The sequence below is a fragment of the Paenibacillus sp. JT31N11 genome (assembly GCF_056269285.1).
In genome coordinates, this window is record NZ_JBWDNQ010000017.1 from 93033 (window position 1) to 106440 (window position 13408).

Here is a 13408-nt window from a genome sequence, read left to right on the forward strand (position 1 = left end):
ATACACCCACAGGGCTCCAACGATCTCTCGCAGCAAGGAAAATCCCGCGTACACGGACCGCAGCTCCGGAAGTCGGCCTTGGAAGCCGGAAAAACCTTGCTGCAATACGCTCGTCCCTTTGAGAACTACCCTGGATCTTCGCGTTGTGCCGCCATCCCCAGGAACGACGGCAACCATCTAGGATTGACCTCTCGGGAAGCTCCCTCCAGGCTAATCCTAATCCGTCCACCAGCGCTTAAGCTGCTTCCACCACGAGGTCTCTTCATGCGCCGCGCCGTCGCCGGCTGCTGCAGGAGCGGTATCCCCGTGGTCGCCGCATACCTCAGTCGGCTGGGTGCCGCTGACGAAGGTCTCCAGCCGCTTGTTGGCACAGGAGTTCGCGGCAAGCTTGCCGCTGGTGGGATCGATATAGACAGACACGACGCCGCTTGGCATCGGAAACAGCTTGGGCGGCACGGCTTCAAGAGCCTTCTCCGTATAGGAGGCGAAGATCGGCGCGGCGCGGTGCGCTTCAGCCGTGGTAAGCTTGCGGTCCTTGTCGTAGCCGACCCAGACGGCGGTGGCAAGCTCCGGCGTATAGCCGACCAGCCAGGCATCGGTCGCCGTTGTTCCCGTCTTGCCCGCGACGGGCCGCTTGATCATTGCCGCGACACGGCTCCCTGTGCCGCCAGTGTCAAAGACGCTCTCCATCAGACTGGTCAGCACATACGTCTGCGCCGGGGAGACCACCTGCGCGGACTCCGGCTTGGCCTGATACAGCACCTCGCCCTTGCTGTCCTCGATGCGCAGGATCGCCGTCGGCTCCACGTGGACGCCGGCATTGGCAAAGGTGCCAAAGGCCGAAGCCATCTCGAAGGGGCTAATTGGAAAGGTGCCCAACGCCAGCGAAGGGAGAGGCTGCATAGGGCTGTCGATCCCCAGCCGCCGTGCCATCGCAATAACCTTCTCCGGTCCCACAGCCATAATGGTGTTCACGGCATAGATATTGTCGGAGCTGGCGATCGCCTGCCGCATATCAATAAAGTCGCCGGTGTACTTGTCGTTATAGTTGCTCGGGGCGTAGGTTTTACGTCCTTCATCGTAGGTAAAGACCGTCGGCGCGCTTTTGAACCGTGACACCGGCGTCATGGCCCCCTCCTGAAGCGCCGTCAGATACAGCACCGGCTTGAAGGAGGACCCGGGCTGGCGCGTATTGGCGAAAGCGCGGTTGAATTGATTGGTTTTGTAATCGCGGCCGCCGACCATCGCCTTGATATAGCCGTTCCTAGGATCAATGGATACCAGCGCTGCCTGCTGCTCTGAGGTTGCGGGAATACCTGCCGCGACGGCGTCCTCGGCCGCCCGCTGGGCATCCCCATCGAGCGTTGTAAAGATGCGGATACCGCCCTCGCTCAGCAGCCGCTCGTCAATCCCCAGCTTGTCAACGGCAACCAGATGAACATAATCGCGGAAATACGGCGCGGTTCCATCCTGCTTGCTTGTGCCCAATGGCTGAAATTTCAGCACCTCGGCCCCGGCCTTGTCCGCAATGGTGCGCGTGATGATGCCTTGATCGACCATCGTGCCCAGAATCGTCTTCTGCCGGTCCTTGGCATTCTTCATATCGCTGTAGGGCGAATAATATTTCGGCCCCTTCGGAATGCCCGCAAGCATGGCGCTCTCCGCAAGCGTCAGCGCGGAAGCATGCTTGCCGTAATACAGCTGCGCTGCGGCTTCCGCTCCATAAGCGCCGTGACCGTAATAAATCTGATTCAAATAAAGCGAAAGAATCTCGTCCTTGGAATAGGTCATTTCCAGTTGAACCGTATACATCGCTTCCTTCAGCTTGCGCGACCATGTCCGCTCATGGGACAAATACAGATTGCGGGCAAGCTGCTGGGTAAGCGTGCTGGCCCCCTGTTTGGCTTTCAAATGCTCAATATTGACGACAGCCGCGCGGGCCATTCCTCTGATATCGAAGCCGAGATGGTCATAGAACCGCTGATCCTCGATCGCCAATGTCGATTCAATCAGATAGGGCGATATGGATTTAAGCGGAACGGACTGCCTGTTCTCCTCCGCGTGGAAGGTATCGATCACATTGCCCTGCAGGTCCAGCATCTGCGAGGTCTGGCTGATGGAGGAGACGGGCAGCGCCTGCGTGCGCAAATAGAACAGGAAGGCGAAGGCCGCGACCAACAGCAGCGCGAACGCTGCGCCCGCATAGATGAAGAGGCGTTTTACGCGGCGCAGCAGCGGCATCCATTTTTCGAGGCGAATACGAAAGGGCAGTCGGCGCTTTGCTCCACCCTGCCCTGAACCTGTTATTTTCATCCTAGTGGTCCCCTTGTGTGAAACCGTTTATGCGAAGCCAATGTCTTCTTCTTCCCTTAGTATGGAAATTAGTAGGACGGGCTATTCATCAATCGGCAAATGTCACATTAATTTTTTGTGAGGGGCTGCTGCAAAGGTTGCATTTTCGCGGGGTTCTACTATAATACAGATTGAACCATTGACGAGGTAGAATGGCCGTATGAACCATGAGGTTATCATTTGAGCCTGTATATAAAATGAAGGTAGGGACAACCAATATGGAATTGTGGTACACCGAGAAACAAACCGAAACCTATGGCATTACCGCGAAAATAAAAGAAACCTATGTAAGCGAGCAAACCGACTTCCAGAAGCTGGACATGATCGAAACCGAAGAATTCGGCACGATGCTCGTTCTGGATGGCATGGTCATGACAACAGACAGGGACGAGTTCGTTTATCACGAAATGGTTGCGCATCCTGCGCTGTTTACGCATCCCAATCCTAAAAATGTGCTGGTAGTCGGCGGCGGAGACGGCGGCGTAATCCGCGAGATCATGAAGCATCCGAAAGTGGAGAAGGCTGTACTGGTCGATATTGACGGCAAGGTTATTGAATATTCGAAGAAATACCTGCCTAACATTGCAGGCGAGCTGGACAACCCCCGTGTAGAGGTTATCGTGAACGACGGATTCATGCATATTCATGATCACAAGAACGCATATGACGTCATTATGGTGGATTCCACCGAGCCGGTTGGTCCGGCTGTCAACCTGTTTACCCGCGGCTTCTACCAAGGCATCTACGATGCGCTCAAGGAAGACGGCATTTTCGTTGCACAAACGGATAACCCTTGGTTCAAAGCGGATCTGATCGAAAGCGTCAACCGCGATGTGAAGGAAGTATTCCCGATCGTCCGCGTATATTGGGCGAATGTGCCGACTTATCCGAGCGGTTTGTGGACCTTTACAATGGGCAGCAAAAAATACGATCCTCTTGAGGTGGACGAGTCCGCAATTCCGGAAATCGACACCAAATATTACACCCCGCGCCTGCACAAAGCGGCTTTTGTACTGCCTAGATTCGTGGAAGACCTTATTAAGTAGGGCAGAGAGGATATCAACCATATGAAACTGGATCAAAAATATTCCGGCAATGTGTTCATTCTCAGCTCCGAGGATTACGCCGCTTCCAAGGCTGTTATCTACGGCATGCCGATGGACTTTACCGTTTCGTTCCGCCCTGGCTCGCGTTTTGGACCGCCGCGCATCCGCGAGGTATCCGTAGGCCTGGAGGAATACAGCCCTTATCTGGACCGCAGTCTGGAGGATATCGAATACTTCGATGCGGGCGATCTGCTGCTGCCGTTCGGCAATGCGGCACGTTCCCTTGATATCATTGGCGAATTCGTTCGCGATGTGCTGAAGGACGGCAAGATGCCGGTCGGCCTTGGCGGCGAGCATCTCGTATCCTGGCCGATCTTTCAGGAGGTTTATGCCAAATATCCGGACCTTGCAATCATTCATTTCGATGCGCATGCCGACCTTCGCGAGCAGTATGAAGGAGAGCCGCTGTCCCACTCGACTCCGCTGCGCAAGGCGGCTGGCCTGATCGGCGGCAAAAATATCTATCAATTCGGTATCCGCTCAGGCTCGCGCGAGGAATGGCAGTTTGCCCGCGAGAACATCAATTTCCATCCGTTCGAGGTGCTTGAACCGCTTAAGAAGGTGCTGCCTGAGCTTGCGGGCCGTCCGGTCTACCTGACGATCGACATCGATGTGCTTGACCCTTCCTGCGCGCCGGGTACCGGTACCGCGGAAGCGGGCGGCATCACGTCGAAGGAACTGATTGAATCCGTACATGCCATCGCGCGCGCGGGCATTAACATTGTGGGCTGCGACCTCGTAGAGGTAGCCCCGGCGTATGATCCGACCGAACAAACCCAGATCGTGGCGGCGAAAGTGATCCGCGAGATGCTGCTCGGGTTTATTAAGTAGATTCTTTTATAAGCTTGCCATTGCAGCCGATATTCCGGTATTGAACCCGGCTATCGGTTGTTTTTGTATTCAGATGCTTCAGATGCAAAAGTGGAGGTGTGTGAATGGAGGTTCAATCGTTTCCGCCTATTATTGACGGGCAATCGACATTGCTGGTGCTGGGCAGTATGCCGGGCACCGCTTCGCTGGCGAAGCATCAGTATTACGGCCATCCGCGCAATCATTTCTGGCCGGTGCTGTATGGTTTGGCGGGGCTTGCGGTTGCCGAGGATTATGGGCAGCGGTTGGCTTTTGCGCAGGAGCGTGGCGTTGCGCTGTGGGATGTGATCGCAGCCTGCGAGCGTGAGGGCAGTCTGGATTCCAGCATCCGCGAAGCCGTTCCCAATGATTTGCCGGGGCTGCTGGCCGAATATCCCGCTATCCGCGCGCTCGCATTCAACGGAAACAAATCATATGACACGTACAAGAAGCATTTTGCCGGGCATGCCATGAACGACAGAGTGAGCCTGCTGCGCCTGCCGTCCACAAGTCCGATCCCGACAGCCCGGATGCGGACGACGGAGGACAGAATTGAAGCGTGGCGGCCCATCGCAGATTATATGCGGATGCCATGACAGATGCCGAATATGAGAACGCAGCAGGCTGTTTCTGTATAAAGTAATCCTACCAGCATCAATATATCCTTTGGATGAAGGCTTCTGCCAGTTTTTTTCCTTCATTAATCTGCGGACAGGAAGATTTTGTTCTTCTTTTGGCCATAATGGCTGGTAAAGGGGGCGAAAAGCAGATGGGAATTTTTCCGATACATGAGCGCTTGGCGGAGCTGTGGACCCTGAAAGGACGGCGCCGCCTAAGCGAAGAGGAGCAGGCTGATTTTGAGCACTGCATGGCTGTTAATGCTTCTTACTGCAGGCAGCTTGCGAATCTGTACAATTTATCGCTGCTTGCGTCCATGACGGGAGATACACAGTGGCAGCACGAAATTTGCGAGAAAATCGAGAAACTGGACGGGCGGCCGTCGCCGCGCCTCTGAAACGAAGCCGGAACTGAGCCGCCGCAGTCGTCGCCGCGTGCAGCACTTAATGGTCCGCTTGCGGACGTGTATAGACTAATCTGCCGTGCTTATACGTTTGCACGACATTCAACTGATGACCCGACCATTCGAACGCCGCCAGATCCGCAGGGGCGCCAATCGTCAAGCCGCCCGCTGATGCAAGTCCCATGAGGGCGGACGGGTGAATCGAGGCCATATCGCAAGCCTCGGAGAGGGGGGCAATCCCTCTGCCCACGATATGGCTTATTCCGCGATGCAGCATTTGGGCCGATCCCGCAAGCAAGCGGGGGTTTTGCTCCAGATGCAATCTTCCCTCCGGTGTCAGGACAACCCTTCCGCCAATATGGTTTTCATATGTTCCTGGAGCCATACCGCATAAATAAACCGCATCGCTGACGAGTATGGTTCGTTTTCCTTTGACGCTGCGGACGACTTTAAGCACGGAATCGGGCAGATGGAAGCCGTCGGCGATAATGCATGTCCACAGCTCCTCTTCGGCCAGCTGCGCCCACAAATAATTCGGATGGCGGGGCAGCATCAGATGCGCGCCATTGCCCAGATGCGTCGATAAGCGGGCGCCGGCTGCGGCAGCCTCTCTGATCTGTTCCTCCGCAGCAGCTGTATGGCCGATGGAGACCTGCACGCCCGTCTTCGCGCACTTCTCGACAAAGCTTGCCGTACCCGGCCATTCCGGCGATAGCGTAATCAGTTTGATTTTCCCCCGGGCAGCGTCCTGCCAGCGCTGAAACAGCTCCCAGTCCGGAGCTTTGGTATGCGATTGGCCATGTGCGCCCCGGGGACCGTCCTCTGGCGAAATAAAAGGTCCCTCCAGGTGAATCCCCGCAACCCCGGCCTCTGAGGCGGGATCCTCGAGACAGTCCCCGGCAATGCTGCGGACCGCCTGTTCAATGGCGTCGTCCCCATTGGTAATGACGGTCGGGTAATACGAAGTAACACCTTCCTCCCACAAAGCCCTCGTCACCTGCATGGTGGTCCTTTTTGCAATGGGAATCGTGTTGAAGTCGAGTCCCCTGCAGCCGTTGATCTGCAAATCGACGAAGCCTGGCGCAAGCCAGGGCAGCAGCTCGTCGCCGGCAGTCCATTCTTCCCGATGAATCCCGCTGATGACGCCGCTCTTCATGGTGACGGCAACAGGCTCGCCGCTTATATAATGAATTCCCCGGATAACCGTCGTTTCTGGATAGGACATCTCTCAGTCCTGCTTTCCATACGAGTCGGTGTCGGTATAAAGGGTGCAGTCCGGATGCCTGCGCAGAATGGAAGAAGGACAATCCGTCGTGACAGGCCCGTTCAAGGTCGCTGCGACAGCAGCCGCCTTCGTCCGGCCCGGCACCATACAGAACAAGTGGGCTCCGGAGAACAGGGCGGGAATCGTCAGAGTAATGGCGTGAGTGGGAACAGCGTCCAGATTGGGGAAGCAGCCGTCGTTGACCTGCTGCTGCCGGCAGATCTCATCCAGCTCAACGCTTTTCACAAATACATCATCATTGAAGTCGGCAACCGGCGGATCATTGAAGGCAATATGCCCGTTCTCCCCGATGCCCAGACAGACAATATCAATTGGCTGCTGCTGCAGCAAAGAGGCATAACGAAGGCATTCCTCCTCTGCGGAGGAGCTGCTGTCGATCAGATGAACAGTGCCGGGATGAACCAGATCGAATAGCCCGTTGCGCAGAAATGCGCTGAACCGCTCCGGCGCCTCAGGAGATAATCCGATATATTCATCCATATGGAAGGCGGTAACGCGGGACCAGTCCAGGCCGTCGGTCGTGCGGAGCGCTTGCAGGAATTCATTCTGGGAAGGCGCCGCGGCAAAAATCATGCGAATCCCGTCCTGCTTCGCCAGGAGCTCCTTCATCTTGGCCGCTGCCGCTTCAGCGGCCGAGTGTCCCATCGCCATCCGACTCTCATAAACCTCCACCTTCAACAGCTCGACAGTCCGGTTTTTTACAAGCCCTTTAGTTAAGCTCATTCCGATCATCCTCCCTTGTCCGTCAATTTGTCCTACATTAGGACTAATTGCTATTAAAGTATCATGCGCGCATCTGTCCGTCAATCCTTTTTCTCTGCAGGAAGTTCCCTCTCCACGGTCAATCAATGTTTTGATAGAATAGAATGAAAGCTAAAATTTTCCACCGAAGGGAAGGGGATTTATGAACAGCAGGCGCGTTACTTATGACGAAATCAAAGGAAAATTGCAAACGGGGGATTTGCTGCTTTGCCACGGAATCTTTCCCGAAGCGATCCAGGTAGAGGCGGTCGAGGGCTCGCTCTGGTCGCATATCGGCATGGTCGTCAAGCTGCCGGACGTGGAAGAGCTGCTGTTCTGGGAATCCACTACGACACAGACGCTTCCGGATGTGGAGCTGCACCATATTAAGACAGGACCGATGCTGGTGCTGCTGCGGGAGCGTATCGCGACGGATGTCAGCGATCAATACGATGCCCTGTTCGCCTTCCGCCTGCTGGAGGGGGACCGGAACGCGCAAATCCCGGATAGGCTCACGCAGTTTATCAACGAGGTGCACGGAGCGTCGTTCCCTTCGCTCGAACGGATGGCCTTTGAGCTGCTGGAAGGAAAACTCCATATTCAGGCAGGAACATCCAGTTTTTTCTGCAGCGAGCTGGTGGCTGAAACCTATATACGCCTGGGAATCATGGACCGTTCTGAGCCGTCCAACAGCTATCAGCCGATCGATTTCTCGAACAGAACCGACCTGCCGCTGAATGCCGGCTATCGGTTAAGCGACGAGCTGCTTCTCCTCAATGATGTCTAAAACCATGCGGCTGCTGACGCTGCTTGCCCTTGTCATTATCGGGCTGGCCGGCTGCAGTATGGCTTCAAGCGGCGGGGAGCCGCATCCGGATTCCCGGGCGGCGGCCGGCACCCTCGACTTGTCGGGCTGGGACTTTCAGAAGGACGGGGCAGTTTCCTTACGCGGAGAGTGGGAATTTTATTGGTCGCAGCTGCTGACGCCGGATGATTTTCGGGAGCCCAGGAAGCCCGGATTTACCGGATATTTTACATCACCAGGATATTGGAATCGCGAGGCGGTGAAGGATCTCAGCTTCCCTGCCGGCGGTTATGCGACGCTGCGTCTGCAGGTTCATGTGAAACCGGAAGAAGGCGCCCTGGCGCTTAAGATAAATAATATTTTTACGGCTTACCGGATATGGGTTAACGGCGAGCCTCTTGCGTCTGCAGGGACAGTCGGGAAGGATGCGAAGAGCGCGGTTGCCAGACAAATCGTGCAAACGGCGCCGATTCGCCTGTCTTCCGGTCAAGATATGCTGGAAATTGTAGTCCAGCTGTCGAATTACAGCTACACGAAGAGCGGCTTCCAGAACAATATACAGCTCGGCACTTCGGCACAGATTGAAACGTTGTACAGAAAGAATATGGAGGGGACATTTGTCTCGTTTGGGGCCTGCACCATTATGGCGCTTTACCATCTGGTGCTGTTCATTTTGCGGAGGCGTGAGCGTTCCGCCCTGTATCTGGGAATCTTTTCGCTGCTTGTCGCGATCCGCATTCTGTTTGTCAATGACCGGTACATTTACAACTGGCTCCCGGGCCTGAATTGGGAGTTGTTTTGCAAAGTTCCTTATGCTGTATTCTTCTTCGGTCTTGTCATGATCGCCATGTTCGTACAGACGCTTTATCCTCGGTATTTTGCCCGCAGGGCGGTTACGGTTACCCAGGCGGCGGGCGGCGGCGCGACGCTGTTTTGTTTGCTGACCCCGCAGCGGTGGTATGACAAAATATTGATACCGTTCGAGTTATTCACCTGCGCCCTGATCGCATATACCTTATTTGTACTGATTCGGGCGATGCGGGACCGGCAGGCGGGCACGCTGGTTTTTCTGATCGGATATACCGCCTTGGCGGGAACCATTCTGCATGATTTTCTATACATGAGCGAGATGACACATCTGGGATCGCTGGCTCCTTATGGCTTGCTTGTCTTCATCTCGATGCAGTCGCTCATTCTGGCACGCAGATTTGTCCAGGCGTTCACCGAAGTCGAGCAGATGTCCAGCAGGCTGCTCGCCATGGATAAGCTGAAGGACGAGTTTCTTGCCCATACGTCTCATGAACTGAGAACCCCTCTTCACGGCATGATCGGACTGTCCGAGTCGCTGATCGACGGGGTGGCCGGGGAACTGCCGGATCAGGCTGTCCGCAACCTGCAGCTTGTCGTCGCGAGCGGGCGGCGGCTGGCCACTCTGGTGGGAGATGTGCTGGATTATGCCCAATTAAACAACAGAGAGCTGAAATTGCACCGGGCGGAGATCGATTTGCGCAGCGTCGTTGGCACTGTGCTGCAGTTGAACGAACCGCTGCTGCTCGGGAAGAAGGTCAAGCTGGCCAACGAAGTGCCGGAGCAGCTTGCCGTGCTGGCCGACGGGAACAGGCTGCAGCAAATTTTGCATAATCTGATCGGGAATTCGGTCAAATTTACGGAATCCGGCAGCATTACGGTCACCGCTTCGGCTCTTGGGGATGAAGTGGAAATACGGGTGACGGACACGGGAATCGGCATTCCGGATGAATTGCGGGAACGTATGTTTACCGCTTATGAGCAGGGAGAGGGCGCTGCGCACGAAGGCACGGGGCTTGGTCTCTCCGTTACCAAGAAGCTCGTCGAGCTGCATGGGGGAAGAATCGGCGTGGATTCGACGACCGGCGGAGGGGCAAGCATCGTCTTCACGCTGCAAAGGCCGTCCCGGCACCCTCAGCCGCAGCGGACTGAGACTTTCGAGAGCCTGCCGACAGACACCGCCGCCGTTCCAGCAAGCGGTGTAGCGCTGCAGGAGTCATGGGAGACAGCGGCAGGTGGCAATAGCGGACGTCCGGAACGGATCCTGATCCTGGATGACGACCCGGTCAACCTTCAAGTGCTGCGCAATCATTTGACGATGGCAGGCTATACCGTTATCGAGGCGTCAGACCCGATCCAGGCGCTCCATCTCATCGAGGGCGGAGACAAGCCGGATCTTGCGGTGCTCGATGTCATGCTTCCCAAAATGACAGGCTTCGAAGTATGCTCGCGCATTCGCAGGCTGTATTCGGCCAATGAGCTGCCGGTCATTTTTTTAACGGCCAAGCCGCTGGACAGCGATTTAATTGAAGGCTTCGACGCCGGCGCCAACGACTATGTGACGAAGCCCGTCGTCAAGCGCGAGCTGATGGCGCGAATCCGGCTGCATCTGCAGCTCGCGAAATGGAACCAGACGCTGGAGCAGCGGGTGAAGGAGCGGACCGAGCAGCTCGAGGAGACGCTGGCCTCCCTCCGACAGGCGAGAAACCGGCTTATCCAGTCGGAGAAGCTTGCTTCGCTTGGCGTGCTTGTGGCGGGCGTTGCGCATGAAATCAACACTCCGATCGGGATTGGCGTGACGGCATCGTCCCATTTGGTGGAGAGGTCGAAGGAGATGCTGGACAGCTACAGTCAGGGCGTGCTGCGGCGGAGCGATCTGGAAGCGTATTTTGCCGAGTGCGGGGAGACGGCATCCATTCTGCTGGATAATTTACAGCGCACCGAGAAGCTGATTTCCAGCTTCAAGCAGGTTGCCGTTGATCAGACGTTCGAGCAGCGGCGCTCATTCCGGGTGAAGGCCTATATCGGCGATATTTTGCTGAGCCTTTCGCCAAAATTGAAGCAAAGCCGTCACCGGATCGTCCTGAACGTCGACGAATCGCTGGAGATTGACGGGTACCCGGGCGCTTTATTTCAAATCATCACGAACCTGCTGTTGAATTCGCTGCTGCATGCTTACGACGAATCGCAGGAAGGTACGATTGTCATTAGGGCCGAATCCGATGGACAGTCGCTGATCGTCACCTTCTCGGACGACGGCACGGGCATCGAGCCCCGCTTGCTGCCGCGGATCTTCGATCCGTTCGTCACGACCAAACGCGGTCAAGGCGGGACCGGTCTTGGCCTTAGCATCGTGTACAACCTGGTGGTGCAAACCTGGGGAGGTACGATTGTGTGCGACAGCGTCCCGGGCTATGGGACAGCGTTTCAGATGGTGCTGCCATTACAAAGCGTACAGATGGAGGGAGCGGGATGAACGATACGGTTTTAGAGGCTTCCGATATGCATCTGCTGCCTGATGAAGAGCCAGCGGATCAGGAGGCGGTCCGCTATTGGAAATTTTTGATTGTCGACGATGACCGGGACATTCACAGGGTAACGAAGCTGGTGCTGGAAAGACATATGTTCGAGGGCAGAAAATTGCAGTTTATGAGCGCGTACTCCGCTTCCGAAGCGATCGGATTTCTGGGGGAGCATCCGGATATCGCCGTGGTGCTGCTTGACGTGGTAATGGAGCAGGACGATTCCGGACTGACGCTCGTACGGGTTTTGCGGGAGGAGCTGGGCAATCAGCTTGTCCGCATCATTCTGCGGACGGGTCAGCCGGGGCAGGCGCCGGAGCATACGGTGATTCGGGCCTACGATATCAGCGATTATAAGGAAAAAACAGAATTGACCAGCACCAAGCTGTTCAGTACGGTGTACACCTCGATCCGCACCTACCAGTTTCTCAGCGGAGTCGTCGCCGACAAGGAGACCCTGGAGGAGAAAGTGCGCGAGCGGACGCGGGAGCTGGAGCTGCGGGCAAGAGAACTGCAGGCATCCATTCGGCAGGCTTACGAGGCGATGATGGAAATCTCGGTGCTGGAGGAACGCAACCGCATCGCCAGAGACATTCACAACGTCGTCGGCCATACGCTAACGGCGGCGGTGGTCCAACTAGAAGCAGGTAAATATCTGATCGAAATCGACGCATTGCGGGCTTCGGAGAAAATGGAGCTGGCGCAGCAGCTCGTCCGCAAAGGCCTGGACGAAATCCGCAGCTCTGTCCATCAACTGGCGGAGCAGCGGGAGACGATCGATCTGCAAAAGGACCTTGAACGGATCGTCCGGGAGACCGAGGCGTACGCTGGTGTTCAAATCAACTGCCGGATCGGGCCGCTGCCGCAGCTGACTTTCTATCAAATCAAGCTGATCTGCCACGCGCTGCAGGAAGGGCTGACGAACGGCATTCGGCATGGGAGAAGCACCTGCTTTCATTTCCGGCTGACCTGCGGCGGCAGCCTCATCGATTTTGCTCTGCGCAACAACGGTCTGGATCCTGATGGCTTCCGCTACGGATTCGGCCTCACTGCGCTGCGCAACCAGGTGGAGTTTGTGCATGGCACGTTAGCTTTGCAGGCGGCTGCGGATGAAGGCGCGGAGCTGCGCATCCGGCTGCCGGTACCGGAATCGGGGCAGGGAACATGATGCCCTTGCGCATATTGATTGTCGACGATCAGGCGCTGATGAGGGACGGCCTGCAGACGATTCTGGAGCTCCAGCCTGATTTGGAAGTGGTAGGCACGGCGGAGAACGGTCTTCAGGCGCTTGAGACCGCCCGCGCGACGAAGCCGGATGTGGTTTTGCTCGATATCCAGATGCCTGTCATGAACGGAATTGAATGCACGAAGCGATTGAAGGAAGAATCGCCTGATACCGTGATCCTTCTGCTTTCTACCTTCGCCGAGGATCAATATATCCTGGACGGTCTCGGCCACGGAGCCAGCGGTTACCTGCTGAAGGACATGGAGGGCAGGCGCCTGATCGAAGCGATACGCGACGCCGCAGCCGGGCAGCTTATGATGCCTGCCGTTATCGCCGCCAAGCTGGCTGCGAATTTGACCAGGCTTTCGGCGGCCGCGGAGCTTACAAGCGGCTCTCTCCACGCCATTCAGAACGAAATCCGTCTGACCGGGCGCGAGGCGGAAATCGCAAGTCTTATGGCGCAAGGGCTGACCAACAAGCAAATTGCCAAAGCGCTGTATATGCACGAGGGCACCATTCGCAATTATGTCAGTGTCATTTACTCGAAGATCGGAGTAAGCGACCGGGCGAAAGCGATGCTTGTGCTGAAACAATTGCAATTATAAATAGCGATAGACACGCCGACCCTTGCGGGTCGGTTTTTTGTTTTTCTTGTCATATGACAAGAATGCCGACATCCGTAACTGTCGGGATGA

General features: G+C 56.1%; 11 protein-coding genes. 8 read left to right on the plus strand and 3 right to left on the minus strand.

Features of this window, described 5'->3' with window-relative positions:
* Window positions 1-216 precede the first annotated feature (216 nt).
* The gene (locus tag AC0YNV_RS34485) at window positions 217-2241 is read right to left on the minus strand and encodes a transglycosylase domain-containing protein (protein ID WP_475772107.1); all 2025 of its coding nucleotides are present in this window, start codon (window positions 2239-2241) and stop codon (window positions 217-219) included.
* 329 nt (window positions 2242-2570) lie between these two features.
* Between AC0YNV_RS34485 and speE the strand changes: the two genes are divergently transcribed.
* From speE to AC0YNV_RS34505, 4 genes are all read left to right on the plus strand, one after another.
* Window positions 2571-3398 (plus strand): polyamine aminopropyltransferase, encoded by an 828-nt coding sequence (speE, locus tag AC0YNV_RS34490; protein ID WP_210046175.1) that lies wholly within the window; start codon window positions 2571-2573, stop codon window positions 3396-3398.
* A gap of 21 nt (window positions 3399-3419) precedes the next feature.
* Entirely contained in the window at window positions 3420-4289 is an 870-nt protein-coding gene (speB, locus tag AC0YNV_RS34495; protein ID WP_210046174.1) for an agmatinase, read from the plus strand.
* 104 nt (window positions 4290-4393) lie between these two features.
* Window positions 4394-4903, plus strand: a complete 510-nt coding sequence (locus tag AC0YNV_RS34500) for a DNA-deoxyinosine glycosylase (protein WP_475772081.1) — start codon at window positions 4394-4396, stop codon at window positions 4901-4903.
* A gap of 173 nt (window positions 4904-5076) precedes the next feature.
* Complete coding sequence (locus AC0YNV_RS34505) at window positions 5077-5322, plus strand: DUF7667 family protein (RefSeq protein WP_210046172.1); 246 nt, start codon at window positions 5077-5079, stop codon at window positions 5320-5322.
* A 46-nt stretch (window positions 5323-5368) separates the two neighbouring features.
* On the opposite strand, the gene AC0YNV_RS34510 is transcribed toward AC0YNV_RS34505, so the two are convergent.
* Window positions 5369-6553, minus strand: coding sequence for an N-acetylglucosamine-6-phosphate deacetylase (locus AC0YNV_RS34510; RefSeq protein ID WP_475772082.1), 1185 nt, complete (start codon window positions 6551-6553; stop codon window positions 5369-5371).
* A gap of 3 nt (window positions 6554-6556) precedes the next feature.
* The gene (locus tag AC0YNV_RS34515) at window positions 6557-7336 is read right to left on the minus strand and encodes a glucosamine-6-phosphate deaminase (protein ID WP_475772083.1); all 780 of its coding nucleotides are present in this window, start codon (window positions 7334-7336) and stop codon (window positions 6557-6559) included.
* 181 nt (window positions 7337-7517) lie between these two features.
* Between AC0YNV_RS34515 and AC0YNV_RS34520 the strand changes: the two genes are divergently transcribed.
* From AC0YNV_RS34520 to AC0YNV_RS34535, 4 genes are read left to right on the plus strand one after another with little or no spacing between them, the layout of a single operon-like run.
* A complete protein-coding gene (locus AC0YNV_RS34520) occupies window positions 7518-8141 on the plus strand; it encodes a hypothetical protein (protein WP_475772084.1) in 624 nt (207 codons plus the stop codon).
* Window positions 8131-11442, plus strand: coding sequence for an ATP-binding protein (locus tag AC0YNV_RS34525; protein ID WP_475772085.1), 3312 nt, complete (start codon window positions 8131-8133; stop codon window positions 11440-11442). Before AC0YNV_RS34520 ends, AC0YNV_RS34525 begins: the two co-directional genes overlap by 11 nt.
* Window positions 11439-12656: an ATP-binding response regulator gene (locus tag AC0YNV_RS34530; RefSeq protein WP_475772086.1), complete on the plus strand. Its 1218-nt coding sequence runs from the start codon at window positions 11439-11441 to the stop codon at window positions 12654-12656. The genes AC0YNV_RS34525 and AC0YNV_RS34530 overlap by 4 nt, the downstream gene beginning before the upstream one ends.
* Window positions 12653-13318 carry a response regulator gene (locus AC0YNV_RS34535; protein WP_475772087.1) on the plus strand — a complete coding sequence of 222 codons (666 nt, stop codon included), beginning with the start codon at window positions 12653-12655 and terminating at the stop codon, window positions 13316-13318. Before AC0YNV_RS34530 ends, AC0YNV_RS34535 begins: the two co-directional genes overlap by 4 nt.
* Window positions 13319-13408 lie beyond the last annotated feature (90 nt).

Coding starts and splice junctions, on each gene's coding strand:
- AC0YNV_RS34485 (WP_475772107.1), bottom strand. CDS start 2,241: ATGCCGCTGCTGCGCCGCGTAAAACGCCTCTTCATCTATGCGGGCGCA.
- speE (WP_210046175.1), top strand. CDS start 2,571: ATGGAATTGTGGTACACCGAGAAACAAACCGAAACCTATGGCATTACC.
- speB (WP_210046174.1), top strand. CDS start 3,420: ATGAAACTGGATCAAAAATATTCCGGCAATGTGTTCATTCTCAGCTCC.
- AC0YNV_RS34500 (WP_475772081.1), top strand. CDS start 4,394: ATGGAGGTTCAATCGTTTCCGCCTATTATTGACGGGCAATCGACATTG.
- AC0YNV_RS34505 (WP_210046172.1), top strand. CDS start 5,077: ATGGGAATTTTTCCGATACATGAGCGCTTGGCGGAGCTGTGGACCCTG.
- AC0YNV_RS34510 (WP_475772082.1), bottom strand. CDS start 6,553: ATGTCCTATCCAGAAACGACGGTTATCCGGGGAATTCATTATATAAGC.
- AC0YNV_RS34515 (WP_475772083.1), bottom strand. CDS start 7,336: ATGAGCTTAACTAAAGGGCTTGTAAAAAACCGGACTGTCGAGCTGTTG.
- AC0YNV_RS34520 (WP_475772084.1), top strand. CDS start 7,518: ATGAACAGCAGGCGCGTTACTTATGACGAAATCAAAGGAAAATTGCAA.
- AC0YNV_RS34525 (WP_475772085.1), top strand. CDS start 8,131: ATGATGTCTAAAACCATGCGGCTGCTGACGCTGCTTGCCCTTGTCATT.
- AC0YNV_RS34530 (WP_475772086.1), top strand. CDS start 11,439: ATGAACGATACGGTTTTAGAGGCTTCCGATATGCATCTGCTGCCTGAT.
- AC0YNV_RS34535 (WP_475772087.1), top strand. CDS start 12,653: ATGATGCCCTTGCGCATATTGATTGTCGACGATCAGGCGCTGATGAGG.